We start from the raw sequence: 26,598 nt of genomic DNA, 5'->3' as shown, positions 1-26,598 counted from the left end.
ATGGGATATTGGCGGTTGTGGACGATTCTCTTGTTGGTTGGACTCTTAGGGGTGGGTCCAGGTTGGGTCGAGGCCTCGGAAGTATCTATGCAGCGCGAAGGTCTCAACCACCAGACCGCGGTGTATCGGGTGCCAGGAGGCAAGTTTGCCTGGGTCTTGGCTCAAGTGGCGGAATATCCCGTGGAAGTCTCATGGGACCACGGGTCAGGGCTGATCCTGGTGACGGGGCCCGGACCGCTGCTGGAGCAAATTGATGCCCTAGTCGCCGGGGAGATGGATCCCAGGGCTGTGGCCGTTGTTCGCTTTACCCTCGAATTTCTTCGCGTCGATGAGAGAGATTATCGTCGGCTTAGCCTTCCCCTTCCTCTGCCGGTGGAGGTGGGTTCCGCCGTCATCTTGAAAGTTCCTGAAGAGCTAGTAGAAGGTTTTGAAACTGGAACCACCACCCATTCCGCTTGGATGTCCACGGTGGTTGGCACGCCGGTATCCATCAATCACCGGCAATTGGGCCTAGGTCGAAGGGAGGGAGAGGGGGAACTGGGCATCACCCTCACACCGACCCAGGTTACCCTAGATGGCCTATTGACCTCAATGAAGCTGGTGGCTCGGGATCTCTCCGGCCAGAAAGCCAGCCTGATCACTGAAGTCAAGCTGCCTCTGGGACAACCCACGGCGGTGGCCCTGTTAGATCTTGCCTCCTTGCGTGCTCAGGATGGGCTAACCTCCCGACAAGGTGATAACTCAAGGGAGGTTTTTCTCTGCTATCTCACCGCTGAGATGCATCCTGTTCAATCCCAGGGCAGACCATCGGTCCCTTCCGATGTGAGGCTTGCCGGTGATCTCCAAGGGTTACAGGCTCTTTTGCAGGAGCCTGCATCGTCTCCTTCTCGGGAGCTGGCAGCGGTAGAGATGGGCTTTGACACCGGCGATGGCGCTAAGGCTTGGTCTCTAACCGCTTTCTTAGGAGACAACAACCAACTGCGGATTTCCCACCGGACAAGGGGATTGTCCCAGGTGCAATTGCATACTGGGCTGCAGGATCAATTGCAGCTCACTGCTGGCGTAACCCGCAGGGAGGAAACCGCTTGGTGGTTGGGCCTTACCGATCGCACCGAAGTCGCAGAAAGCGTCTATCTGGTGGCGACCTGGTTGCCCCTTTGGTATCGGGATTCCTCGATGGAGTTTGATGGCAGCCGCTGGAGTGCCGGAGTTGAGCTGCAGGGCCAAGCCCTCAGCCTGGGATACACAGTGGACAGGCTTTCTTCCGACCATCCCCTTCATGTTGTGGTTGCTCGTCTGCAGGTTTGGCCCACAATGGACATCTATTCCCGCTGGTATCAGCGTCCTGGTCAGGAAGATGCCTGGAACTGGCAGCTAGGCCTTCGCTTCTTCCTTAGCAGCCCTGGGGCAGGACAATGACCCCCCAATGTGAAAAACTATATAGCTCCAGGGTTCACTCCGGCTGTGTCCCCAGAGTGGTGGAGGTGCCTTAATGACTCGGTGGACGGTGGCGGTGTTGCACTGTGGGTTGTGGTTGGCAGTTCGGTGGCGGTATGGGATGACACCGGCGGCAGCCATCTATGCCCTGTTGCTGTCGTGGCTGGTGGTATTGTCGCTGGAGGATCTGCGCACCGGTCTGCTGCCCAATCGCCTCACCCTCTCGGGAACGGTGGTGGGACTGGCCTGCCGCTGGTGGCTGACAGCCTCTTTCTGGAGTGGACTGGGAGGCTGGAGTTTGGCGGTTACCATCATGGGGACCTTGGCGGCAGTGTCTCGGGGCGGCATCGGTTGGGGCGATGTCAAGCTGATGGGCCTCATCGGAGCCTTCCTAGGCTGGCGCCAGACGCTGACGGCCTTGCTCTTGGGGACCTTGCTGGGAGGTCTGGCGGGGGGTTGGTTGTTGGTAACCAAGCGAAAGCAGCGGCGGGACACCATTCCCTATGGGCCCTTCTTGGCGGCAGGAGCAATCCTAGTGGTGCTGGGAGATTTCGGGCTAGATTTTGGCCTTCCCTGGCCGTAGCCAAGGAAAAGCCGGGTCCGGTGTGTAAGTAGAGGATGTTGGTGGAGACAACCCACCGATTGTGATTCAGTGAAAATATGGGGAGGATATCAGAGTTGACCAGTGACTTGCGCAGGGACAGGAAGATCAAGCTAATCTACGCCGTTACCATCTTATATTGGTGCTCAATTTACATGTACGCTCCGATTCTCGGCCCCTATGTGGAACATCTGGGGGGTTCACTGAAAATGGTGGGCCTAGTGGTGGGATCCTATGGCTTTACCCAGATGCTGCTGCGAATTCCCCTGGGGATCTATTCCGACCGGTTGCGACGGCGTAAAATTTTTGTCAGTATCGGTGTGGCCCTGGGAGTGATCAGCTCCGTGGGTATGGGCCTGGTTAACAATCCCTGGTTGGTCCTGGTTTGTCGTTCCTTAGCGGGAGCCGCGGCGGCCACCTGGGTAGCCTTTACGGTGTTGTATTCCAGCTACTTTTCGCCGGAGGAGGCTCCAAGGGCGATGGGGGTAATCACCTTCTATTCCTCCATCGGGCAAATGGTGGCCACCACCTTTGGTGGATTTGCCGCGGATTATTTGGGATGGACCGCTCCCTTTGTCATCGGTGGTTTGGTAGGTATGGTGGGTCTGGTTCTCAGTGCCGGAATTCGGGAAAATCGGGAGGCCCAATCTCAGCCCATCGAGGTTAAGGAGCTTCTGCAAGTTGGCAGCGATAGAATACTGTTAAGCGCAGCCTTCTTAGCGATTTTGGTACAGGTGCTGAATTTCTCTACTTTGCACGGCTTTACACCCGTTTATGCCATGGGAATTGGGGCGTCGAAGAGCCAGCTGAGCATTTTGTCTTTGGTGCAGCTGTTGCCGGCGGCGATTACCTCCCTCAAAAGCGGAGACTGGGCCCAGCGGTTTGGCACCCAGCGGGTGGTGGCGGCAGGATTTTTGCTGGTATCGGTTTTCACGCTGATGATTCCCTTCTGCCAGACGGTAACGGGTCTGTTTGTAACCCAGGCATTGGCAGGCTTCGGGAGAGGTGTGATTTTCCCGCTCCTGATGGGCCTCAGCATTCGCTATATTGATAATTCGAAGCGGGCCACCGCCATGGGCTTTTTCCAGTCAATCTATTCCCTAGGGATGTTTGGAGGTCCCGTTCTAGTTGGGGCCATCGGTGATAGTCTGGGACTGACCGGCGGGTTTGTCACCGTGGGCATCATCGGCCTCGTTGCGGCGGGATTGACCCTGTACCTGCTTCGGGCCCAGCGGTTTGCCCATCACCCCTCCGTGGGAGCCTAGTTAGCCTCGATTTTGGTTCAAGGAAACCCTCCTTCTTGCCGATGGTAGTAACAGAGTCTTGGTGAGAACTGTTCAGTTCGCAAAGATACTGAGGCGTCGGCAACGGGAGGGCTGCGCCGGACAAAGCGAGGGATGACTTACATGGAGGTTACTAGAGTTGGAGTTGAGCCATTAGCTCGCATGACATCAGTTTCACCGATTAGCGAACGCAGTAAGACGATGGCTGCCTCGGAAAAACGGGCAGAAGAGGTCAACGGGGAGAATTTGGAGCATCCAGAGTATTATCTAGATCTGGACAAGGTGCGGGAAGTCATTAAAAGACTCAACGAGACCGCGGATACCTTCCACAAGCGGCTGAGTTTTGAACTGGATCATGAGATGGAGCAACTCCTGGTGAAAGTCATTGATACCAGAACCCAAGAGGTGATCCGACAGATTCCGCCGGAGGCGGCTTTGGAGGTATCCCGGAGGATTGATCAGTTAATCGGATTGTTTATCGATGAGAGAGCCTAATGTTTGTTTGGTGTAAACAGGGGCTAAGGAGTGCAGATAGATGAAACCCAATCCCTATCAAGCGTATCGGCAGACTCAAATCACGACAGCTTCGGGTCTAGAGCTGATCATTCTGCTCTACAACGGCGCGATTACCTTCCTGAAGCAAGCTCGAGTTGCGTTAGAGGAGAAGCAGGTGGAGCCTGCTCATCGTGCCTTGATTAAGGCCCAGGACATCATTACCGAGTTGAGTCTCTCCCTGAATCGGGAGGCCGGTGGGGAAATTGCCGATAGTCTGGGGCAGTTGTATGACTACATGGATCAGCGGTTGGTGCAGGCTAATATCCAGAAGGAAGTAGAGCCTGTCGATGAAGTGATTGGAATGTTAGAGGAGTTGCGGGATACCTGGGAGGCCTTGGGCAAGGACCCGCAGAGTCGGACTGCCCCGGCAATCGAGGGACTAAACATAGCCAAATAGGTATTGACGGGATGCCCCCGCTGCAAGAGATATCGCAGCGGGTCTTTTTCATCCTATGGCATGGGGATAGGAGGTCATTGCTGTTGTCGGTGTTAACGTCACTAGTAGGCGGATTGATCGTGTCTTGCCAGGCCCTGGAGCATGAGCCCTTGCATGGTCCCTGGCTGATGGCTGGAATGGCTTGGGCCGCCAAGATCGGTGGGGCAGCAGGAATCCGGGCCAATGGAGCCCAGGATATTGCCGTTATTAAGGAGACCACACAGCTGCCGGTGATTGGGATTGAAAAGCAGGAGGATGCTCAGGGCAGGCTGTGCATTACTCCCGACTTTGCCGCCGCCCGTCGGGTGGCTCAGGCGGGAGCCGATATCGTGGCCGTTGATTGCCGGCACAATCGGCCCTTTGGTGAGGACCTGGCCCAGCTGATCCCCCGGATCAAGGAGGAGCTGGACCTTCTGGTGATGGCCGATATCGCCACCGTCGACGAAGGAAAAGACGCTGAAGAGTTGGGTGTGGACCTGGTGGCCACCACCTTCGCCTTCAAAGAAGGGAGCTATGGTTCTGAGCCAGACTTTCCCTTGATTGAGCAATTGACGAAGTCTTTGTCGGTGCCGGTGATTGCTGAGGGAGGATTTTGGACACCGGAGCAGGTGGTCACAGCCCTGGATCTGGGGGTATTGGCCGTTGTCGTTGGCACTGCAATTACCCGGCCCCAGGATATCACTCGCCGATTTGTCCAGGCGATGAAGTCCCGGGGTTGATCAAGAGCAAGGGCAATGTGGACAGGAGAGAACTGGTAACAGGATCGAGAAAACGGCTGAGGCGACGGAGGAAGGGCTCCGTCGCCTCAGCTTTTCAGCCGGTTCACCAGACCGATAGGATTATTTCATCATCTCAGGCGTCTACTTGTAGCGTCCGTACTGGTCCACCGCGTAGAGCATCGTCTTGATATTCCGAAGGCTGGTTCCTTCAGATACGCTGCCGGCGGTGGCAATCACCAGACCGCCATCGGCTCCCACCTTATCGATATCGGAGCGAACCGCGGCGATAATCTCCTCTTCAGACCCGTTACGCAACAGCATCGGTGGAATCTGTCCGAAGATAACAGCCCTGGGCATTGCCGCCCGAATATCCCGGGCATCGATATTGGGCCCAAGATTCACCTCATTTACTCCTAGGCGATTGAGGGTGGGCATATGATGGGCCATATCACTGTCAGAGTGATGGTGGCGACGGTGCTCCGGTTCTGGAGCAAATTCCCTGAAGGCGGCGGCCAACATCGGTGCTCCCCAACGGTCATATTGCTCAGGGGAGACCAGACAGCAGTTGTCGTCAGTAATCCAATAGCCGGTGTCGGGAACGCCGGTTTCTTCCCGCAACAGCCTAATGTACTCCACTAACTTCTCCGTTAGTAGCTTGAAGAAATCATCCATCACTTCTGGATAGTCCATGGTAAAGGTGAGGAAGGGCATGGTTCCCAGGATGGATGTAGCCATGGTAATGGGACCACGGTTGCCGGCACCCAGGCGGAGGGGGGATCCGGCCCGCTCTTCATACTCCTGGGCACTCTGGGCCCAGCCCTCAGGGAAGACAAAGTCCTTCAAATTAAGTTTCTTTACCCGCTCTAACAGGGCCTTGACATCATCGATGTCTTTGACGTCAGACTCCAGCCAAGGGGTTCCCCCTTCAGTGAGCTCCTGGCGACTCTCAAAGACCTCCTCCAGCCGTTTTACACTCTTGCGGGGAATAACTTCGGGAAAGTGACGATAACCTAATTCTGCTTCAATGCGATCGTTACAGAGTTTGTGGATTTCCTCGCGGTAGTCCAGATCCTTGAAGTAGCGGACGGTGGAGGGAATCTGCATTTCGCCAAAGAGCCAATGGTCATCCATTGACAGACTCACCGGTACCATAGGTTTGTCGGTGGAAAAGGGCCTTTGCAGACTCTCGGCATTGTCCCGCCAAAACTTGCTCCAATCTAGTTTGTATTCCATGACAACCCAACCTTTTATCGAAATATCCCAAAATAGGCTGAATAATTGGTTCGCCTAGAATCCCTTGTTTCCTGTTATTCTGTGAGCTTTTCCCTGGGAGGAGGTTGAACTAACGGCAGCGTGGAATGAATCTTAGCGAAGATGGATTTACAACTAAAGGAAAAGGTGAAGTCATATGGCTAAGATGTCGGTAACGGCCCGGGAGCATCGGGTACAGCCTCCGCGGTGGGTTCGCAATCTCTTTACAGTGGGAGCTTGTTACGACCTGTGGATTGTGGGCCTGGTGATTAATACCCTCGGCCCCTTAATTCCCTTTTTCGTCAGGGATTTCTCGTTGACCCCGTCGGCGGTTGCTGTAATCTTCACGGCGCGGGGTCTGGGTTACTTGGTATCCGTTATTGCCGGTGGGTTGATTACCGATCTCTATGGTCGTAAGGTGGTGGTGGTCAGCGGTGGTTTCTTCATTGCCGCGACTTTGTTCCTATCGATCTGGGTGCCCTCATGGAACTGGATCCTGGTGCTGGCGACCATTACCGGGGTGGGCCAGGGACTAATCGATGGTGTTGCCAACGTAATCATGACGGATATGCATCGGAAAAATCCCGGGCGGGCCTTGAACTTCTTACATGTGTGGTATGGGGTGGGAGCCTTCGTTGGTCCGTTGATGGCCGGGTGGGTGCTCAACTCCGGGGGTAGTTGGTCCCAGGTTTTTGGCATAGTAGGGGTAGCGGCTCTGGGGTTGGTGGCCATATTCTTGCCCTTCCCCTATCCCAGGGAGTATTATCTGGGCGCCGAGCCTGATCCGTCGGAGGAGTCAGGGCAAGGTCAGTCGCAAGCCTCTCTACAGCAGGCCTTGCTGCAGTTTATCAACCACCCGACCTTTCTCCTGGTGGCGTCGATTATGTTCTTGCACAACGGGATCTCGGGGACTGTTTCCGGATGGGCTAACAGCTATCTCGGTGAAATCTTTGCCTTCTCCACGATGGAAGCCTCACTGACGGTGTCCATGTTCAGTGCCGGAATCTTGGTGGGTCGGCTGTTGATGGGTGTGATGGTGGAACAATTGGGCTATGGTCGTACCCTGTTGTTTGGATCCCTGGGTTCCTTTGTCTCCATTCTAGTCGCGGTCCTAGCTCCCACGGGATGGCTCTCCGCGGTGGGATTCACCAGTACGGGGTTCTTCCTGGCCAGTATATTCCCCACGGGATTGGCCGTTGCCGGCACTCTTTTCCCCGGGAACATGGGGGCAGTTAGTGGTCTCTTAGTTGGCGCCGGTGCCCTGGGTAGCATGTTGGTCCCGGGACTGATTGGAGTATTAGTTGATTTAATCGGCATGCGCCCGGCCATGGCCAGCAGCGGCCTGCTGTTGGCGGGGATGGCTGCGGCGGGAATTGCCGTTTATAAGACCCTGAAAAGGTAACAAATTAACTAAAGCTAGTAGATACCTCGGAGGTGCTAGCGTTGTATCCATTACTGTTTGAACCGATATACAAAGAAAAGATCTGGGGCGGCGACGCCCTGGAAGCTTTGTTTGACCGCAAGCTTCCCTCCCGAAGGGTAGGGGAGAGTTGGGAGATTGCCGCCCATTCCCATGGGCAATCGGTGGTGAGCAACGGCCCCTTGGCTGGGACAAAATTGGCGGATCTGATTCAGAACCGCCGCCGAGAGATCATGGGGGATACTCCCCTGGGTGACGATGGGCAATTCCCGCTGTTGGTGAAATTGCTGGACTGCAACGATTGGCTGTCCGTTCAGGTTCACCCCGATGATGACTATGCCCGCCAATATGCCCAGGGTGAACTGGGCAAAACCGAGACTTGGATCGTACTGGCCACCCAGCCGGGAGCCAAGATCGTCTACGGGACAAAGCCCGGCACCACCCGGGAACAGTTCGCCGAGGCCATCGCCAAGGGCACGGTGGAGGAGCTCCTGCAGCTGGTGGAAGTTCAGGTGGGTGAAGTCTACTCTGTGCCTGCCGGCACCTTACACGCCCTGGGCAGGGGAGTGGTGGTGGCGGAGATTCAGCAGAACTCCGACACGGTGTATCGGGTGTATGATTGGAATCGCTTGGGGGATGATGGCCAACCTCGCGAGCTCCACGTGAAGCAGGCCCTGGAGGTAATCGATTTCCAGCAGGTGGTACCGGCACCGGAGGAAAGGGTCAAGGGCGACAGCGCCCTGATCGAGACTACTTCCCAGTATCAACGCTCTCTGCTGGATGCCAATGATAAGTACGTCATCGAAGGAATCGAGTTGAAGGGTCAGTGGCGGGTGGAGCCGGAGAATCGGATGGAGATCTTTGTCCTCATCGATGGCCAGTGCACCATGTCCGGCGGTGGGGAAGAGGTGAAATTGCGCTCGGGAACCAGTGTCCTAGTCCCCGCAGCCGTCAAGGATCTGACCATCGAGGGTGCCGGCCTGTGGCTGCGCACCTTTGTGCCAACCCAGGAATAACTGCCGCAGTCTGCTTGGCTCTTCCAGTTTCGCCCCAAAGGAGCAAGCCGGGGAAAGAAGGGGAGAAAGCAGGAACCTGTAGAGGAAACGAGAAGTTAACAGGCGAGTATGGTTAGTTTTGGTAAGCAACTCTTAGGTAGGGGGCGTTTCCCGTGATTAGTGGAATCGGGCATGTGGCAATTCGGTGTAGCGATTTGGCAGAGTCCCTTCGGTTTTACACAGAAGTGTTGGGGTTGCGGAAGGCCTTTGAACTGACCCGTGACGATGGCAGTGTGTGGCTGGTGTACTTGCAGATCAGCAAGGATGTGTTCATCGAACTCTTTCCTGGGGGAAAGGATGCTAATGAGATCACCGGTTCCAGTATTGGGTTCACCCACCTCTGTTTGCAGGTGGATGATATGCAGGCCACCTTGGCTCACTTGGCAGCCAAGGGCCTTGACGTTGGTGAACCCACTATGGGGGCGGATGGAAATTGGCAGTATTGGATCAAAGACCCCGATGGGGTGCCCATTGAGCTGATGCAGATTATGCCGGATTCCATGCAACGCCGCCACAGCCGGTTTTAGGAGGGTGGGGCAAGTTGACTAAGGATGTTATCGCATGTATTGAGGAACGACGGAGTATCCGCCAATTAGGCGGAGAGGTTGACGATGCTACCATCGCCAGGCTGCTGGAGTCGGCAGTCTTGGCCCCCAGTGCCGGGAATCAACAGCCGTGGTTTTTCTACGTGGTTAAGAATCTGGAGATCAAGGAGCAGTTGGTTGAGGCTGCTCTGGGGCAACGCTTCCTAATGGATGCACCGGTTGTCATTGTGGTCTGTGTCGATCCCGAGGTGTCTGCGGCCAGGTACGGCGACCGAGGCCGGGAGTTGTACTGTATCCAGGATGCAGCGGCCGCTGCTCAGAACATACTATTGACCGCGACGGCCTATGGATTGGGCACCACTTGGGTAGGAGCCTTCTCGGAGGAAAGGGTGGCCGCGGCTTTGAACTTACCATCCAACCATCGGCCCCTAACCCTGATTCCCGTCGGAGTGCCCCAGGGTGAACCTAAGGCCAGACCACGGAAAAATCTAGACGATCTTGTGCAAGTAATCGAGTAGTTTTTGTAGTAATTGCTTCAGTTGATGGTATCCATTAGGGATAACATATCAGGGATGCTGGGAAGAAAACTTCCCGGACATTCCCAAGAGAGCTATTCAGGAGGGTATGTAAAAGTGATTAAAGTAGCGATGTTAAGTGGTTGGCACGTACACGCAAAGGGATATGCTAGACAGGCCAATAGTATCCCGGGAGTAGAGGTGGCAGCAATTTGGGACGAGGAGCCCAGTCGCGGTGAAGCCTGGGCCGAAGAATTGGGAGTTCCCTTCTATGCTGATCTCGATGAGCTGCTAGCTGTCGATGACATCGATGGCGTCATCGTCGATACTCCCACCAACATGCACCGGGAAGTGATCGTGAAGGCGGCCAAGGCCGGCAAGCATATCTTCACCGAGAAGGTATTGGCCCTTACCGTCGAGGATTGTGAAGCTATCGCCGAGGCGGTCAAGGAAGCCGGTGTCAAGTTTGCGATTTCTTATCCCCATCAAGTGATGCCTCGCATGATCTTCGCGAAGCAGGTACTGGACAGCGGAGTTTTGGGACAAGTTACTTTGCTGCGCATCCGTAACGCCCACAACGGTGCCAGTGCCGGTTGGCTGCCTCCCCACTTCTATGATCCTGTAGCCTGTGGCGGTGGCGCTTTGATGGACCTCGGTGCCCACGGAATGTATCTGACCCGCTGGTTGCTGGGAATGCCCGAGAGCGTCAATGCAGCCTTGACCTTTGTCACCGGTAAGGAAGTCGAGGACAACGCGGTCACCTTCATGAAGTATGAGGACGGATGTATCGCTATCCAAGAGACGGGATTTGTCTCCAGCCAGTCTCCCTTCTCCCTGGAGATTTATGGTACCGAGGGCAGCCTGTTGATTCAAGGTCCCAACCAGACCATTACCTTTGCCACCAACAGCTCCGGCGAGGGCGGCATTTCCGGCTGGATCGTTCCCAGTCGTCTACCACAACCGGGAGTCAGCCCCATGGAGCAGTGGATCGAGGGCATTCGCAACGACGCTCCCATCGACTTTGGCGTAGAGGATGGTATTGCCCTGACCCAGCTGATGGTCGCTGCCTATCAGGCCCATGAAACTGGAACTTGGGTGAAGTTAGCGGATCTATAATCTCTAAAATTGAGGTGGTATTGTGGCGAAGACACCGATTGGACTCCAACTCTTTACAGTGAGAGACCTGCTGCAGGAGGACTTTGTCGGAACTCTAGAAAAGGTAGCTGAGCTTGGCTACGACGGTGTCGAGTTTGCCGGCTACGGTGACCTGACACCTACGGAGTTGAAGAAGGTACTCGATGACCTCGGCCTGAAGGCCGCCGGAGCCCACGTCCCCCTGGAGATGTTGGAGTCGGACCTCGACCGAGTAATTGAGTATCATCAGACCTTGGAGAGCAAGTTCGTATCTTGCCCCTATGTCGTTGAGGAGCGAAGAAATGATTGGCCGGCCATTGCCCAATCTCTGGCGAAAATAGCTCCTCGCCTCAAGGAAAATGGAATTCAGCTACTGTACCACAACCACGACTTTGAGTTTGAGAAGATCGACGGACAATATGTACTTGATTACCTCTTCAGTACTTTGGGTTCAGACCTGATACAGGCTGAATTAGACATCTACTGGGTGACTCGGGCCGGCGAGGATCCCGCCGCTTACATTGAGAAGTACTCCGGTCGAGTACCCATCGTTCACCTCAAGGACATGGCCGACGATGAGAACCGGTCCTTTGCCGAGGTAGGCGAGGGAATTATCGATCTGGAGCCGATCTTTGCCGCTGCTGAGGCTAACGGCGTAGAGTGGTACATAGTTGAACAGGATATCTGTCAGCGTCCACCACTGGAAAGTGCCAAACTCAGCCTGGAGAATCTGCGGCGAATGGGTAAATAGTCTAAATATCTAACGAGAGTCTGTAAAAAGAGAGCGGGCTGTTTGCGGCCGTCAGCTCTCTTTTGTTAAACCCTCTGCTGGCAGACTCCGATAAGGATCTGAATTTCTATGAGTAGTGATAACTTAGTCCTTAGCCCAATTCATTGGACCGTGGCTGAATTTCACCAATGGAGATTCTATCTAGCTGCCACCCAGCGGGGGCTTTGCTCTAGTCAGGTGGCCATCTATGAGCAGGAGTTCTTGTTCCAGCTGCAGCGTCGGTATCCCGACTGTGAACTGGTCCCTGCAGCGGATCCGTTGGAGGAGTATATCCAGCAATTGGCGCAGTACTTTGCCGGGGTCCGGCAGCGGTTTGAGGTGCCGATGGATGTCACCGGAACGGACTTTCAACGGGCTACTTGGCAGGCCTTGCAGGAAATTCCCTATGGTGAGACGAGAAGTTACGGTGAGGTTGCTCGGAGTATCGGACGGCCCCAAGCAGCTCGGGCAGTGGGGGGAGCCTGTAACCGCAATCCCCTGCTGGTGTTCATTCCCTGTCATCGGGTGGTGGGACGGGATGGCCGCTTAGTGGGCTTTGGTGGTGGGCTGGAGCTGAAGCGGGCTTTGCTTCACCTGGAAGAGCGGAGAGAAGGGGCGGGGAACTTTAGCCGGGGTTAATAAATTGTTGCCGATGCAAGTTCAACTCCTCAAGGGCGTCTTGGTTCTGTATACTAATATAGGTATGTTCTAGCCTTTTCGAGGCTGTATATGTTTGAGGAGTGAAGTTCATGGCAGTGGTAGTAAACAAGAAGTTGCAGCGGCGATTGCTGCGGAGAAATACCCGGTTCTCCTTCCTCGACGGAATGTGGTTCAACGTCATGATGGGAGCTACCATTCCCTATATGGGTGTCTACATGCTGCGTCTTGGCGGAACCAAGGGGATGGTGGGTGGGATCACGTCGCTTCCCCCCTTCGTCAGTTTGTTGTCGGTTCTTCTGGCTGCTTCCTTGGTGGAGCGATATGTTCCCAGGCTACCGCTGATCAACAAACTGAACTTTACCTATCGCAGCCTTTTCCTGGTTGTGGCCCTGATTCCCCTGTTGCCTGCAGAGATCAGGCCAACGGCGCTGCTGTTGATGTGGGGATTGATCTACATCCCGTGGTCAATGGCATCGGTAGCTTGGACTCCAATGATGAGCACCATTGTTCCCGAAGAGGAGCGGGGGCGATTCTTTGGCAATCGGAACACCGCCGGAGGGTTAGTGGCCCTAGTATCCACCTTTATCGCGGGGCAGGTACTGGAGCGGGTTCCCTTTCTTACCGCCTTTAGCGGTGTTTTCTTCGTCTCTTTTATCGCGGTGATGGTGTCCCAGTACTATGTCATGAAGCAGCGGGAGCCCATTGAGATTATTCCCGGAGATCCGCCGGCGCCCATTTCTTTCCAGGGACGGATTAAGCGGGTATTCTCCCATCGGGAGAAGGGCAAGCTCTTTGCCTTTTATTGTGCCGGGATTTTGATCTTTCACTTTGGTTTGAGTTTCGGTTGGCCCCTGTACCCCGTTCGCCAAGTTGAGGAACTGGGTTTGAGTAATGGGGTAATTGGTCTGCTTTCCACCGTTGGCAGTGCCGCAGCCCTTTTCGGTCATTTTTTTGGAGGTCGCATTATTCAGCGGTGGGGATACTTCCGGTTATTGTTAGTGACCACCTTAGGTTCCGTAATCTCACCTTTGATCTGGACCTTTTTCTCCTCGCCCTGGATGTTGGCGGTAGCCAACATTTTTGGACAGATCTTTTCCGCGGGATACTTCCTGTGTCAGTTTAGTATTGTGATGGAGATCGCTCCCGAGGAACATCTCTCCGACTATACCGTGCTCAACAGCGCCACGGCCAATCTAGCCGCGGCCTTGGGACCCTTGGCGGGAACCGCGGTGGTGCAAACCATAGGTGTTGGCACCAGCGTTGGCTTTGTCCTTTCCTCGGCGATTATGTTTCTGGGAGTAGCGATGATTACTCGCATGCTGAAGGTAGAGAAGATGCAAAGAATGGCAGTGCCGGCAGCGGAGGCGCTGTCGACGGAGTCGATGGTGGAATCCCTTTGAGATGCCGGTAGATTTTGTCAGTCAGCCTCTGGGTCCTGAGGCGTCGTCAAAGGGGAAGGCAAACTTTGAAAGGAGGGGAGGCGCAGCCTTTGTACCGCTCCAACGGTGGAAGGGTTGTGCCCTGTGAGGTGGAGAATAAGCATCAGCGGTTTCGGTATCGCTCCCTGGATGAGCTTCGCCAAGATGTCGATGCCCTCGGCCTGGAACTGCAGTTTAGTGAAGATGTGGAGACCTTGTTGTCCCCATTAGAGTTGGAGGGACGCACCATTCCCAATCGCCTGGCCGTTAATCCCATGGAGGGGTGTGATGGCACTGCCGATGGCGCCCCCGGCGAACTGACCTTTCGTCGTTACCAGAGATTCGCCAGGGGTGGCGCTGGCCTAATCTGGTTTGAGGCCACGGCGGTGGTTCCCGAGGGCAGGGCTAATCCCCGCCAGTTGTATCTGCACCCCGGTAGTGCCCCAGCCTTTCGGGAGCTGGTGGATTCGACCCTGGCGGCGGCCCAAGATTCCCTCGGCGAAGATTTTCGTCCCTTGACGGTCCTCCAGCTAACCCATTCCGGCCGTTACAGCCGGCCCCAAGGTGAGCGGGCCCCTGTGATCGCCTTTCGGGACCCACTCTTGGATCCGGTAACGGGAGTGACACCGCAGCAGGAGCCTATTACCGATGATCAGTTGGACCAGCTATTGGATGAGTTTGTGGCTGCAGCTAAGCTGGCCCGGGATGTGGGTTTTGATGCTGTGGACTTGAAGCATTGTCATCGGTATTTAACCTCAGAATTATTGGCTGCCCATATCAGACCCGGTAAGTATGGGGGAAGTTTGGAGAATCGGACTCGCTTTTTCCTCGAGTTAGTGGACCGAGTCCGGGATGCCGTGGGTGATAGCCTGATCATCACCACCCGTCTTAATGTCTACGACGGCCATCCCTATCCCTATGGTTGGGGGGTTAAACCGGAAGAGGGCAGTACCGAAGTATGTTTGGATGAACCCCTTTGGCTGGTGCAGGAGTTGGCCCGCCGTGGCGTCGGCCTGATTAACGTCACCGCCGGCAACCCCTATTACACGCCCCATATCAATCGCCCCTATGATCAGCCTCTGCCCGGGGCCGATGTACCTCCGGAGCATCCTCTGGTGGGGGTCAATCGCCTGGTGCAGATCACTAAGGAGATCCAAAGGGCGGTGCCGGAGGTTCTCATCCAGGCCAGTGGATACAGCTGGTTGCGGCAGTTCTTCCCCAACGCCGGGGCCGCGGCGGTAAAGCAGGGCTGGGCCTCCATCATCGCAGTGGGTCGCCTGGGCTTTGCTTACCCGGATTTTGCCAAGGACTTGATGGAAAGGGGTCAGTTGGACCCAAGGAAGGTCTGCATCACCTGTTCCAAGTGTACCCAGATTATGCGTCTGGGGGGACAGGCGGGATGTCCCATTCGCGACAGTGAAGTGTACGTGCCTATTCTTCGAGCGGGTTTGGAAAGTTCTGATTCGTAACCGAGATAGAACCTAGGAGTGGCTGAACCGACAGCGGAAAATCCTACGAAGGAGCGATGGATTGTGCAATACAGCTTTTTCTTACCAACCCAGGTGATCCATGGAGAGAACTGTGTGCGTGACAATGCACAACTGGTGTCCCGTTTAGGTAAGAAGGCCCTGTTGGTAACGGGCAGATCCTCCGCCAAACTCAGTGGTGCTTGGGATGATGTCGTGGCGGTCTTGACCGACGCGGGGATCGAATACGAAGCCTTCACCGAGGTAGAACCCAATCCATCCCTGGCCAATGTCACCGCGGGGGGCAATAGGGCCCGGGAGTATCAGCCGGATTTTATCATCGCCATTGGGGGAGGCTCTCCCTTAGACGCTGCTAAGGCCATAGCCACCTTGGCGGTCAATGATATTCCCGCCGATGAGTTGTTTAGCAATCAATTTGCTCAGCGCCCCTTACCGATTGTTGCAATCCCGACAACCGCCGGGACCGGGAGTGAGGTGACGCCCTATTCCATCCTCACCGATCCAAAGCAGGAAACGAAGCGCTCCTTTTCCGTTCCCGAGGTATTTCCTGTGATTGCTTTTCTCGACTACCGTTACACTATGGGATTGCCGGTATCGGTAACCATTAATACCGGGGTCGATGCCCTGTCTCATTTGGTGGAAGGATATCTGTCTCTGCGGGCGACGGACTTTAGCAGTTTGTTGGCGCAGAGGGGAATTGAGCTGTGGGCCCAGTGTATTCCCGCGCTCAAGGCCCGGGAGTTTTCCGCCGAGGTGCGGGACAAGCTGTTGGTAGCCTCTACCCTCGGGGGCTTCACCATTTCCCATACAGGAACCACCCTGGTCCACGCCCTGGGGTACTCTCTGACCTACTACCACGGGCTTCCCCATGGTCATGCCAACGGGGTGCTGATGGGAGAGTACCTGAGATTTACCGCCCAGAGCACACCGGATAGGGTGGAGAAGGTCCTAGGCTGGTTGGGTCTAGGTTCCGTCGATGGGTTTATTGCCCTGATGGATCAATTATTGGAGACAAAACTGGAGCTGTCGGAGGCTGAGATTGGCCAATACGCGCAGAAGGCGATGAAGACCAGAAACATCTCCTTCTCCCAGGGCCAGCCGACGGAAGAGGATCTGCGCCAGATTCTCTCTGCCAGCTGTCGATAGATCCCTTTGCAGTGGGTGGGTGATGGAGTGAAGATTGCCGTTGACGTGCTAGGGATAAAGCTATCTTTGACCACCGATGAGCGGCTCTTTTCGCCCCGTGGTCTGGATGCCGGCACTAGAGCAATGCTGGAGACCGTCTCGGTCAGTCACGAGGATCGGGTGCTGGACTTGGGCTGTGGCTATGGAGTGGTCGGTTTGGCTCTGGCCAAGGCCTACCGTCCCCGGCAAGTGACGATGGTGGACGTGGACCCGGTGGCGGTGCAAGTGGCTGCCGCCAACGTTGCCGCCCTTGATTGGTCAGAGGGTGATACGGAAATAGAAGTCTTGGAAAGTGATGGTTTCGCCAATTTAGCCGGACGCAAGTTTACTCTTATTCTGTCTAACCCACCCTATCATACCGACTTTTCCGTCGCGAAGGAGTTTATAGAATCGGGATACTCCCACCTGGAGCCGGAGGGCTGGATGTATCTTGTTGTCAAGCGCCGGAAGTGGTATGAGAACAAGCTGCGCAGTGTTTTTGGTGGTGTTAAGGTCATCGCCCAGGATGGATACTGGGTAATGGCAGCGCAAAGGCGCAGGGAAGGGGTTAACAGACCTCACCCGGTGCAAACTAAAACCACCAGGAAGCATGCTAAGCGTCAAGCAAGAGCGATGAGCAGACGAGGCAGGCGTATGTAACCCTTACCCCTTGCCCCTAGACAAACACCCAGGAAGTTGAAGTGGAGAAGAAGTCGCCGAAGATCCGGCGGCTTTTTTTATCTTCATCAATCGAGAACGGAAGTTGTTCTAGGTGGATCCTTTGAGGAGTATACTGGAGTGTCAGAACAGCAAGAGTGTACAAGGCGTTTAGATTAGTGGAGATTATGGGGAGGGGTTTGGGTGAAAAAGGCAGTCTTGAGTGTAGGGTTGGTGGTTTTGTTAATGTGTACACTGGCGATTGGGGCTGCAGCTCAGACAGTGAGTGTGGGTGTTGATCGGTGGTTTGCTACCGCTGAAATCGAAGAAGAGGGATTGTCTGCCGAAGCATCGGGCAACCTGACTACCATCAAGGGTGAACTGAGGGCTACAGAAAGGATTGGAGTTAATCTTTCCTACAGTTTTGGGGAGACCGATAATTTCACAGCCGATGGTTATGAGCTTTCAGACTCAGCGCTGGAATTAGGCTGGCTGCAGTTTGGAGCAGACTATCTAGTTGCTCCAGGAGTTAAGGTGGGTGCCGGCTACCTGACAGGAGCAATGGATGATCGTGTCACTGAAGGGTCAGGGGACTATGGCCCCTATGCAGTAGTACCTATGGACGCTAGCTACTCAGAGGATGTCCTAGACTTCTCCGGGTTGTATCTTACCGCTTCCGGTGAGCTGCCGATAGCTCAGGGAATTACCCTGAAGGGTGAAGTGAAATATTCGCCTTTCATCACCGGTGAAGCCTTCGACGGCGAAGAAGTCGATATCACCTTCACAGCCTTTGATATCGGATTGGGATATCACTTGGGCGCCTTTGAAATCACCGGTGGGTATCGGTGCCAGAGCTTTGACGTGGACTTCGATGGGTATCCCGTCGACTTCAGTTACTCGGGCCTGTACCTGGGAGCAGTCTTTAGATTCTAAGAATACATCAGCCGCCGGTTGATTCCCGGCGGCTTCTTCGTTAGTGGTATCCAAAGAGATGCCATCCCGCGATGCCAGTGTTGTCGGTTGTTCTTAAGTCCGATGCCTTCTTCAGCGGTTGAAAGCTTTTTAGGACAGCGAATCTACAGCAACCCAAGCCCGGGTGGCATCGGACTCTTGGGCTGCCGTCAGTACCCTTTGGACCTGCAGCCCATCGACAAAGGTTGCTCCCAAAGCTTCTTGTCCCAGGCATCTTTGGATGAAGTCCGCCTGACTGGCGACATGGGTTTGCAGCCATCCCATTGGTGAGCGGCCGGCGGGGAACTTAGCCGGTTTGGGATAGCGGCTGCTGGCGGCCAAACGGGTAAAGCCCTTTGCCTGGCTGAGGGGTGCTCCGGGCTGAGCTCCATCGAACCAATCCAGCCAATTGGGCTCCATCAGGTGGAACCGAAGTGCTCCCTTCTCGCCGTAGATTTCAAAGCTGAGATCGTCCTCCGTTCCCGTGGCCAGCCGGGAGGCTTCAATGGTGCCCAGGGCACCGGAGTGGGTCTTTACTTGGAGGATCGCCACATCATCGACGTCCACTTCTCCCACCCCGCCCTCAGGCAGGGGTCTGGTCTTGATTTCTGTATGTAAAGTTGCGGACACCGAGCTGTACTCGTCGCCGGTGACAAATCGAATCATGTCGATAATGTGGGATCCCAGGTCGTAAAGGGCCCCTCCTCCCGAGAATTCCTTCTGCATGCGCCAGGTTAGGGGGCGGTTTCGATCCCAGTACCCACTGTGGTAATAGGCACCCCGAAATTGGACAATCTTTCCTAACTTGCCCTGGCGAACCAGTTCCCGGGCCGTCAATACCGCGGGAACAAAGCGGTAGTTGAAGGCAATCTGGTGGGGTACCCCGGAATTTTGGGCCTGCTGGGCTAGCTCCGCGGCCTCCGTCAGGGTTAGGGCCAAGGGCTTTTCACAGTAGATGGCCTTGCGGGAGTCCAGGGCCAACTTGGCTATGGGGTAATGGAGATGATTTGGAGCGCAACAGTCGACGATATCCACATCCTCGGCGATGATGGCTGCCTGGTAATCCTCGTGGCTCCAAAGAAAGTCGTGATCAGCTATTGCTTGCCGGCGACTGGACTCTGTTCTGGCTACCACTCCCACCAGCTGTGGACGGGGAAGGTCATAGTACAGATGGAGATTGCGGTACCCATAGGCATGGACTTTGCCGATTCCGCCATATCCAACGAGGCAGATTCGCAAACTTACGTTCATGGTAAGACCTCCTAAGAAAGAACTTGGTGATGATACCCTTACCGTAATTCACAAAGGCCGTCTAGGAGAACCCGACGGCCTGAGGTAGTTACTTGCGATGGACTGCGTCATTTGTGGAAAATGAGATCAACGCCCTTCCCTTTTTCTGCAAGCTCTGAAACTTCTCCTTCGGTAATGGGGGTGAAGTTCTCGGCAATATCCAGGGCGAGACGGAACAGACGGATGTCCCCCGGTGGGATCGCCGCGGTTACCGGTTGCGACAGGGTAAAGCGCAGGGCCAGGTCCGCTAGGTGCCCATCGTCGATGGGAATGTACCAGCAGTTGGGATAGGGTGTGCTTTCCCCTTGCGGCAGCGCGGATTTGGCCAGTGCCTTGAGACACAGGCGCCCGATATTCTTTTCCTGTGCCCTTTGCAGCACTGCCGGGCCGAAGTCCCCGTTGAGATACAACGCCCAGTTGATGGGAAAGAGAATCGTGTCGAAATCAAAGGCATCCATCAGCTGCAGAGCGGCGCTTTCCGAGTGGGAGGAGAAACCGATGTAGCGCACTAATCCCTCCTCTTGAGCCCGCAGCACTGCTTCCAGTGCACCCCGGGGGCCCAATACCTCCTGGACATCCGCGGCGGTGTTTACCGCATGGAGTTGATACAGATCGAAGTAGTCGGTCCGCATTTTCTCTAGAGAGGTTTGCAGCTCCTGCCAAGCTCCCGCCTGGCTTCTCTCCGTGGTCTTACAGGCCAGGAAAACATCCCGCCGGTAGGGCTCTAAAGCCGGGCCCAACATATCCTCGGCGTTGCCATAGGTTGGGGCAACATCGAAATAATTGACTCCCCGCTCAATTGCCTCCCTCACATACCCTGCGGCCTGTTCCTTGGTGGTATCCTTGACGATGATTCCCCCAAAGCCGATCTTAGACAGTTCTTCACCGGTTTTGCCAAGCCTTCGCTTTGCTAACAAACCCGCTCCCCCCGTGTTGGCTTTATTCCTTGCCAATATTATCTTCCTACTTACATTACGATTCACTACCCCCGTTTAGACCGAAGCAAACGGCAATGTATGGCGTCACTAGAGGAGATTGGATAATGTCAAGTGTTGCCCTCGGGACAGCTGGGTGAACATCACCTTGAGATTGGTGGCACTGATCTGGGCATTGAGGTGACTTTTCCCTTTGATCTGCTGGGTTAGGTCGGCCAGTTTGAGTTCAATGTCCTGGAGATAATTGTCGTTGAAAAACAGAGACCAGAAGGGTTCGATTCGGGTCCAACGGGAGGTTATCGCCTCTGCCTGCACCTTGGCAGTTTCCCAGTGCCCGGCGGCAATGACCTTCTGTAAAGCGTTTATCTCCTTGATGAGATCTGCCGTCGTCGTGGTCACATGCCAATGCTCCCACCAGGCCAAGCCAAGGATGATGGCACTGGTGATGATGATGAAGAGGATCGTTCTCAGTTTGCCTCCCTCCCTGAGGTAGCGGCATCTCGGGGCTGTAGGAATAGCTGTCCCTGGGAATTGAGACTGGCAAAGAAGATGTCCTTGGGACTAGAAAAACCCTGTTGCGATAGCTGCTCTTGCAGCCATTCTTCCGTCAAGTTGGTTCGGATCAGATTCCCTTTATGTACCACACCATCGAGAATGAGGGGATGGGATAAGCCTTCGTACTCCGTGGGAATTTGCAGATCCTCTGGGGTGACGGGGCGCTTCTGGGACTTGGGAATCACACTGAGCTGGCCGCTGGTTTCTAAAATCGCAAACTCGACATCTTCGATATTGTGGAATCCCTTGATCCGCAGCTGTTCCAGCAAATCGTTGAGATTGTACCGCATTTTCCTTAGTTCTGCTTCACAGATCTTGCCGTTGATGATGATGATTGAGGGACTGCCCGTCACCAGACGACGGAAGCCCTCCCGATGCAGGGACAGGTAGGAGATGGTCATTTCCATGATGGCCAGGATGGCCACGGGGATCAGGCCGTGAATCAGGGGCATTTCCGGCGACTCCATCGGTACCGCCGCTAGGTCCGCGATTAGAATCGCCACTACCAGCTCAAAGGGCTGCATTTCCCCCACTTGGCGTTTGCCCATGAAGCGGACGATGAACATGATATAAAGATACAGGATGAGGGAGCGGACCGCGATAATAGTCAAGGGAATCACCCCACTTTAGCAATTCTCCTCTAGCCCAGTGAGTTTTATCCTTCCTCTCGGCCAGCTAGGTTATACACTGCTTCCCAAAAAGACCATTCTGTCCCATGCAGGAACCGGATCAGGGGATCACGAAGTTCTGGATCAAGACAGGGAAAGGAGTGTTGCAGCAAATGCGGAAAGTAATAGTTGGCATTCTGGTGATTGGCCTAGCCATCGGTCTGGGTGCCTACGGCCTAGTCGTCGCCGATGGCGTTGGCAGTGCCCAGGAAGCGTCATCCCTGCAGAATCAAGCTAAACCCACTACCATTACGGTGTTGGGCTGGGGCGAGTCCCAAGGGGCTCCCGATGTGGCCAAGGTCACTTTGGGGGTTGAGACCGAGGGTGCTTCAGCGGTAGAGGCGCAAAATAAGAACAATCAAGTGATGGAGCAGGTGATTACAGCCCTGCGGGATCTGGGTATCCCTCAGAAAAACATCAAGACCGAGTATTTCTACCTGTATCCCGAGCGCCGGTATGATCCCGGGACCAGTCAACAGGAGCTGGTTGGTTATCGGGCTAACAACGAGGTAGTGGTGACCATCACCGACACCGATGGCTTGGGAGCCGTCATCGATGCCGCGATCATGGCCGGTGCCAACCGAGTCAACAGTGTAGAGTACGATATTCAGCGTTCGGAGTCCGTTCGGGATGCCGCTTTGCAAGCTGCCGTTGCGGACGCCACCCACAAGGCACAGGTGTTGGCCCAAGCCGCGGGAGTGAAGATCGTGGAGCTGGTTAGCCTGAAGGAAAGCGGCACCGCTCCCTACCACAATGTCACCTACGCCAAGGCCGATGCCCTGGGGGATACTCCCCTTCAGCCGGGCCAGGTGTCGGTGAAGGTTGGCGTTGAAATGGTGTTTGCAGTGCAGTAAGAACGGAAAAATAGCGGGCTCTCCCTGGGAGAGCCCCTCATCCAAGGAGGGGTTACGGTGAGTACATATCAAGTGGAGAAAACCACCTTTGATGGTCAAGAAGCACTGGTACTGACGGATCGGTCCAGCGGCATGTCGGCGATTCTGCTGCCGGGCTTTGGCAGCAATCTCATCGCTTGGCGCATGGCTCAACCAGAGGTCAAGATTTTGTATGAACCCAATTCCATGGCTGATCTGCACACCAAGGCCGTGGGTTGGGGTTTTCCCGTTTTGATGCCTCCCAATCGCATCGAAGCTGGGCGCTTCACCTTTGAGGGTCGGGAATACAAGTTTGAGATCAACGAGGCTGGTATCAACCACATTCACGGATTGGTAAACAAGTTACCCTGGCAGGTACGCTCGATTTCCACGGAAGGCGGGGCAAGGGTAACCACTGCCATTCGCTCCCAGGATCATCCCGAGATTCTGGAGTCCTATCCCCATGACTTTGAGCTGCGAATGACCTACTGTCTGCGGGACAATCGGCTGGATATCACCGTAGAGGCTGAGAACCTTGGGGAAGAGACGATGCCCTTTGGCATCGGATTTCACCCCTACTTCAACGTGCCCTTAACGACGGCCAGTGACAAGTCCCAGTGCACCGTACAGGTTCCGGCCAATCAGCGGTGGGAGCTAACGGAAACCTGCATCCCCACGGGGCAGAAATTGCCCTTGGAAGGGAAGGTGGACCTGAGGCAGCCCCAGGCCTTGGATAGTGTGCAATTGGATGATGTCTATACGGATCTGCAGTTTACCAACGGAGAATCGGTCTGTACCTTTGTCGATCATGGCAGTGGGCTGAAGCTGCTCTACGGGGCCGACGACCAGTTTAAACACTGGGTAGTCTTTACTGGAAAAACCCCCGATGCTCCCTTTGTCTGTCTCGAACCCTATACCTGGGTCACCAATGCTCCTAATCTCGATCTTCCCCGGGAAGAGACGGGACTGATTGCTCTGGCCGGTGGCGAGAGTTTTAGCGGCCAGATGTGGCTGGAAATCACCGACCAGCTTGATTAATGTCGAAGACTTTAGTCATGTGACTCAAATCACAGGCAGTTTGGGGAGAAGCAGCAGGCAGTAGGCTGCTTCTTCCTTGTTTGCGGATACTTTTTGGGGGAAGATACGAAGGGCGATAGGCATTGGTTGGTGATACACTAGACAGATTTTCGCGAATGAGAGGAGTTCAATGTGGAGCAACTGATGATCGATACTTACCATGGCTTAAAACTAGACGACTTTCAACGGGAGGCTATCTACCATCTGGACCAGGGGATGTCAGTGTTTGTATCGGCTCCGACGGGGACGGGAAAGACCTTAATCGCCGATTATATTATTGAGAAGGACTTTGCTGCCGGTTCACGGGTGATCTACACTGCGCCCATCAAGGCTTTGAGTAATCAGAAGTACAAGCAGTTTAAGGCCTTGGTGGGAGAGGCCAATGTGGGCCTGGTCACCGGTGACGTCGTTACCAACGAATCGGCACCGATTGTGTTGATGACAACGGAGATTTTCCGCAACATGCTGCTGGAAAGCAATGACTCCATGGAAGATGTGGCCCATGTGATCTTCGATGAGATCCATTACATCGCCGATGAAGAGCGGGGTTTTGTCTGGGAGGAAAGTCTGATTTTCATGCCGGAACATATGCAGTTCTTGGGGCTGAGCGCCACGGTGCCCAACGCCGATCAGTTGGCCCAGTGGATGGGGACTTTGCGGGCCGAGCCCATTAAGGTGGTCAAGGCCTTTGACCGAGTTGTCCCCTTGGAGCATCGCTTCTACTCGCCGGAGACCGGTATCTGTTCCCGCAAGACCGTGGTTCGGTACTATAAACGCCACGACCTGGGTCAGCTATCCTACCAAGAGCGACAGCAGCAACGCCGAGCCCGAATGCAAAACCCGCCCCATATCGGCCTGCTCAAGGAGCTGGGTCCAGACTACCTGCCGGTGCTGTTTTTTGTTTTCAGTCGCCGGGGAACGGAGCAGTTGGCCCAGGAGTTATCTGCGGTACAGGACTATCTTACTCCCGGGGAAAAGGCGGAAGTAGAGGCCACCATGGAGCGCCACCTGGAGGGTTTGTCGGTCCAGGGATTAATCAGTGTGGAAAGATTGCGGGATTGCCTGGTCAAGGGGATTGCCTTCCATCATGCGGGGATGCTGCCGGCCCTGAAGGAAGTTGTGGAGGAACTCTTTGAACGCCGCCTGGTGAAGGTTCTCTATGCTACCGAGACCTTTGCCGTCGGGGTTAATTTCCCGGTGCGCACCGTCTGCTTTGAATCCTATCGCAAGTTCGATGGCCGGGGATTTCGTGCTTTGACCAATAACGAGTACTTTCAAATGGCAGGGCGGGCCGGGCGCCGGGGGATCGATGTCAAGGGATATGTGTTTGTGAATGTTGCCTTCGATTTCTTCGACCCCAATGAGCTGATTCGTCCCAATGAGTCGAGACTGGAGCCGGTGCAAAGCCAGTTTGTGCTTTCCTATAACTCCGTGTTGAACATGATTCAAAATCACAGCGATGGGGAAATTCGGGAGTTACTGAAGAAGAACCTGTTGGTGTATCAGAGCCAATCGGAAGTGACGGCTTTGCAGGCAAAACTAGATGAACTCACTGCTGAGCTGGCGGAGGTAAGCAGGGGTGGAGCCGGCGGTAACGAAGGAAGGGATAAACGGGTACAGAGGAGAATAGCGCGGATCAAACGGGCTCGAAAGCGAGTGCAGCGAAAGCTGGTGCGGATGCCCAACGATGACCGCATCTATGAGCAATTTCAGCGGAAGAAGGAGCTCATGGAGGCCCTCCGTTATGTTTCCGGCCAGGAATTGACAGCTCGGGGTAAGATGGCGGCCAACATGCATATTCAGGAGCTGTTGGTCACCGAACTGTACTTTGCCGGGGTCTTTCACGATTTCACTGAAGATGAGATCAATGCTCTGGCGGTGAGCATTGATTATGAGCCCCGGAGAAATGAGATGCCGAAAGCCTACAAGCTGGTGGATTTTCGCAAGCCAGAGCGAATCGCTCGGCGTCTGCAGCGACTGGAGAACACCCTCCTGGGAGAGGTCACTGTCACCTTGGAGAACCATCTCCATGAGTTGGCTTACCTGTGGAGTCAGGGAGCGGACTTTGCTGAGCTGCTGGAGATGGAACCCCAGGTGACGGAGGGAGACCTAATTTCCGCTTTCCGGCGGGCCATCGATCTGTTGCGTCAGTTGCGCCGAGCCTGTCAGCAGGACAGGCCCCTGGCGGACAAACTGTCTCGCTGCATTGAAAAGCTCGACCGTGATGTGGTAGAAATTAGGTTATAGTTCAATATTGTGCAAAGCCAGTGAGATGGAGGAGAAACCCTTGACAGACAAGATTGCCTTACTGAAACAACGGGCCCAGGAGAATATCGAGGCCCTTGCGGATCAGCTCTGGGATATCGCCCTGGAGATCCACACCCATCCTGAGCTGGGATTACAGGAAAAGCGTGCCGCCAAGGCACTAACCGATGCCCTAGTCCAAGCAGGGTTTTCTGTCTCCCCCGGTACGAAGGAGTTGGAGACCTCCTTTGTCGGCCGCATCCAGGGGAGCCAGTCAAAGCCCGTTGTGGCGCTGTTGTGTGAATACGATGCTTTGCCGGAGTTGGGTCATGCCTGTGGTCACAATCTAATTGGCACCGCCAGTGTCGGCGCAGGGATGGCTTTGGCGCCTTTGATGTCGGAGCTGCCCGGTACCCTTCTAGTGGTGGGGGCTCCAGGAGAAGAAACCTATGCCGGCAAGGCGCAGCTGGTGGATGCGGGAGTCTTTGACGGCGTTGATGCCGCAATGATGTTTCACCCTTCCGCGGTGACCCAAGTGGGAAGCAGTTCCTATGCCCTGGATGCCTTGGAGTTTGTCTTTACCGGTCGGGCAGCCCATGCCGCATCCTCTCCAGAGAAGGGAATCAACGCCCTGGACGGCGCTATTTTCCTCTTCAATGGAATTAACGCTCTGCGGGAGCATTTGCCCGATGACGTTCGCATCCACGGCATCATCTCTGAAGGGGGAGTAGCTCCCAACGTCGTTCCGGAACGGGCGGCTGCTCGCTGCTACTTCCGTTCGGCCCGTCGCCGGATCCTCGATGAAATCCTGGTCAAGGTGAAAAGAATCGCCCAGGGCGCCGCAATGATGAGTGGGACCGAGGTCACCTGGCACAATTTCGATCCCTCCAACGACAACTT

Annotated in this window: 27 protein-coding genes; 22 read left to right on the top strand and 5 right to left on the bottom strand. The window is 55.1% G+C overall.

Going from position 1 to position 26,598, the window contains the following annotated elements:
* The 6 genes from GX030_09180 (at window position 1) to GX030_09155 (ending at window position 5,031) form a co-directional block, all read left to right on the top strand.
* A complete protein-coding gene (locus tag GX030_09180; GenBank protein ID NLV92546.1) occupies window positions 1–1,419 on the top strand; it encodes a hypothetical protein in 1,419 nt (472 codons plus the stop codon).
* A 73-nt stretch (window positions 1,420–1,492) separates the two neighbouring features.
* Complete coding sequence (locus GX030_09175) at window positions 1,493–2,020, top strand: prepilin peptidase (GenBank protein ID NLV92545.1); 528 nt, start codon at window positions 1,493–1,495, stop codon at window positions 2,018–2,020.
* A 95-nt stretch (window positions 2,021–2,115) separates the two neighbouring features.
* A complete protein-coding gene (locus tag GX030_09170; GenBank protein NLV92544.1) occupies window positions 2,116–3,303 on the top strand; it encodes an MFS transporter in 1,188 nt (395 codons plus the stop codon).
* Window positions 3,304–3,444: 141 nt separating this feature from the next.
* Window positions 3,445–3,816, top strand: a complete 372-nt coding sequence (locus tag GX030_09165; protein ID NLV92543.1) for a flagellar protein FlaG — start codon at window positions 3,445–3,447, stop codon at window positions 3,814–3,816.
* A gap of 40 nt (window positions 3,817–3,856) precedes the next feature.
* Window positions 3,857–4,273: a flagellar export chaperone FliS gene (gene fliS, locus GX030_09160; GenBank protein NLV92542.1), complete on the top strand. Its 417-nt coding sequence runs from the start codon at window positions 3,857–3,859 to the stop codon at window positions 4,271–4,273.
* A gap of 11 nt (window positions 4,274–4,284) precedes the next feature.
* Window positions 4,285–5,031: an N-acetylmannosamine-6-phosphate 2-epimerase gene (locus GX030_09155; GenBank protein NLV92541.1), complete on the top strand. Its 747-nt coding sequence runs from the start codon at window positions 4,285–4,287 to the stop codon at window positions 5,029–5,031.
* A gap of 141 nt (window positions 5,032–5,172) precedes the next feature.
* Here the strand turns inward: GX030_09155 and GX030_09150 are convergent, their stop codons facing one another.
* A complete protein-coding gene (locus tag GX030_09150; protein ID NLV92540.1) occupies window positions 5,173–6,264 on the bottom strand; it encodes a uroporphyrinogen III decarboxylase in 1,092 nt (363 codons plus the stop codon).
* Between the two features lie 175 nt (window positions 6,265–6,439).
* On the opposite strand from GX030_09150, the gene GX030_09145 reads away from it, so the two are divergent.
* From GX030_09145 to GX030_09090, 12 genes are all read left to right on the top strand, one after another.
* The gene (locus GX030_09145) at window positions 6,440–7,684 is read left to right on the top strand and encodes an MFS transporter (GenBank protein ID NLV92539.1); all 1,245 of its coding nucleotides are present in this window, start codon (window positions 6,440–6,442) and stop codon (window positions 7,682–7,684) included.
* A gap of 41 nt (window positions 7,685–7,725) precedes the next feature.
* Window positions 7,726–8,718, top strand: coding sequence for a class I mannose-6-phosphate isomerase (locus GX030_09140; protein ID NLV92538.1), 993 nt, complete (start codon window positions 7,726–7,728; stop codon window positions 8,716–8,718).
* Between the two features lie 152 nt (window positions 8,719–8,870).
* Entirely contained in the window at window positions 8,871–9,284 is a 414-nt protein-coding gene (locus GX030_09135) for a VOC family protein (GenBank protein NLV92537.1), read from the top strand.
* A gap of 14 nt (window positions 9,285–9,298) precedes the next feature.
* Window positions 9,299–9,820, top strand: a complete 522-nt coding sequence (locus GX030_09130) for a nitroreductase family protein (GenBank protein ID NLV92536.1) — start codon at window positions 9,299–9,301, stop codon at window positions 9,818–9,820.
* Between the two features lie 114 nt (window positions 9,821–9,934).
* Window positions 9,935–10,933 (top strand): Gfo/Idh/MocA family oxidoreductase, encoded by a 999-nt coding sequence (locus tag GX030_09125; GenBank protein ID NLV92535.1) that lies wholly within the window; start codon window positions 9,935–9,937, stop codon window positions 10,931–10,933.
* A 22-nt stretch (window positions 10,934–10,955) separates the two neighbouring features.
* Window positions 10,956–11,702, top strand: coding sequence for a sugar phosphate isomerase/epimerase (locus tag GX030_09120; GenBank protein NLV92534.1), 747 nt, complete (start codon window positions 10,956–10,958; stop codon window positions 11,700–11,702).
* A 108-nt stretch (window positions 11,703–11,810) separates the two neighbouring features.
* On the top strand, window positions 11,811–12,359 hold the full coding sequence (locus tag GX030_09115; GenBank protein NLV92533.1) for a methylated-DNA--[protein]-cysteine S-methyltransferase: 549 nt from the start codon (window positions 11,811–11,813) through the stop codon (window positions 12,357–12,359).
* A 110-nt stretch (window positions 12,360–12,469) separates the two neighbouring features.
* Window positions 12,470–13,780: an MFS transporter gene (locus GX030_09110; protein NLV92532.1), complete on the top strand. Its 1,311-nt coding sequence runs from the start codon at window positions 12,470–12,472 to the stop codon at window positions 13,778–13,780.
* Between the two features lie 128 nt (window positions 13,781–13,908).
* Window positions 13,909–15,267: a flavin oxidoreductase/NADH oxidase gene (locus GX030_09105; GenBank protein ID NLV92531.1), complete on the top strand. Its 1,359-nt coding sequence runs from the start codon at window positions 13,909–13,911 to the stop codon at window positions 15,265–15,267.
* A gap of 114 nt (window positions 15,268–15,381) precedes the next feature.
* Entirely contained in the window at window positions 15,382–16,431 is a 1,050-nt protein-coding gene (locus GX030_09100) for an iron-containing alcohol dehydrogenase (GenBank protein NLV92530.1), read from the top strand.
* A 27-nt stretch (window positions 16,432–16,458) separates the two neighbouring features.
* A complete protein-coding gene (locus tag GX030_09095; GenBank protein ID NLV92529.1) occupies window positions 16,459–17,109 on the top strand; it encodes a methyltransferase in 651 nt (216 codons plus the stop codon).
* Window positions 17,110–17,310: 201 nt separating this feature from the next.
* Window positions 17,311–18,039: an outer membrane beta-barrel protein gene (locus GX030_09090; GenBank protein NLV92528.1), complete on the top strand. Its 729-nt coding sequence runs from the start codon at window positions 17,311–17,313 to the stop codon at window positions 18,037–18,039.
* Window positions 18,040–18,168: 129 nt separating this feature from the next.
* Here the strand turns inward: GX030_09090 and GX030_09085 are convergent, their stop codons facing one another.
* The 4 genes from GX030_09085 to GX030_09070 all read right to left on the bottom strand — a co-directional run bounded on the left by GX030_09085 (window position 18,169) and on the right by GX030_09070 (window position 21,448).
* The gene (locus GX030_09085) at window positions 18,169–19,308 is read right to left on the bottom strand and encodes a Gfo/Idh/MocA family oxidoreductase (GenBank protein NLV92527.1); all 1,140 of its coding nucleotides are present in this window, start codon (window positions 19,306–19,308) and stop codon (window positions 18,169–18,171) included.
* A gap of 107 nt (window positions 19,309–19,415) precedes the next feature.
* Entirely contained in the window at window positions 19,416–20,264 is an 849-nt protein-coding gene (locus tag GX030_09080; GenBank protein ID NLV92526.1) for an aldo/keto reductase, read from the bottom strand.
* Between the two features lie 108 nt (window positions 20,265–20,372).
* Window positions 20,373–20,681 (bottom strand): DUF4363 family protein, encoded by a 309-nt coding sequence (locus tag GX030_09075; GenBank protein ID NLV92525.1) that lies wholly within the window; start codon window positions 20,679–20,681, stop codon window positions 20,373–20,375.
* Window positions 20,682–20,749: 68 nt separating this feature from the next.
* Window positions 20,750–21,448 (bottom strand): DUF421 domain-containing protein, encoded by a 699-nt coding sequence (locus tag GX030_09070; protein ID NLV92524.1) that lies wholly within the window; start codon window positions 21,446–21,448, stop codon window positions 20,750–20,752.
* 170 nt (window positions 21,449–21,618) lie between these two features.
* On the opposite strand from GX030_09070, the gene GX030_09065 reads away from it, so the two are divergent.
* The 4 genes from GX030_09065 to GX030_09050 form a co-directional block, all read left to right on the top strand.
* The gene (locus GX030_09065; protein NLV92523.1) at window positions 21,619–22,359 is read left to right on the top strand and encodes an SIMPL domain-containing protein; all 741 of its coding nucleotides are present in this window, start codon (window positions 21,619–21,621) and stop codon (window positions 22,357–22,359) included.
* Between the two features lie 57 nt (window positions 22,360–22,416).
* Window positions 22,417–23,415, top strand: a complete 999-nt coding sequence (locus GX030_09060) for an aldose 1-epimerase (protein NLV92522.1) — start codon at window positions 22,417–22,419, stop codon at window positions 23,413–23,415.
* A 171-nt stretch (window positions 23,416–23,586) separates the two neighbouring features.
* The gene (locus GX030_09055) at window positions 23,587–25,701 is read left to right on the top strand and encodes a DEAD/DEAH box helicase (GenBank protein NLV92521.1); all 2,115 of its coding nucleotides are present in this window, start codon (window positions 23,587–23,589) and stop codon (window positions 25,699–25,701) included.
* A gap of 40 nt (window positions 25,702–25,741) precedes the next feature.
* The coding region (locus GX030_09050; GenBank protein ID NLV92520.1) for a M20 family metallopeptidase at window positions 25,742–26,598 on the top strand (857 nt) is incomplete at its 3' end.

It is taken from the genome of Bacillota bacterium (assembly GCA_012727955.1).
Taxonomy (GTDB): domain Bacteria; phylum Bacillota; class Limnochordia; order DTU087; family JAAYGB01; genus JAAYGB01.
The sequence above is the reverse complement of the archived record's forward strand: the minus strand, read 5'-3'. Positions and strand labels throughout refer to the sequence as shown.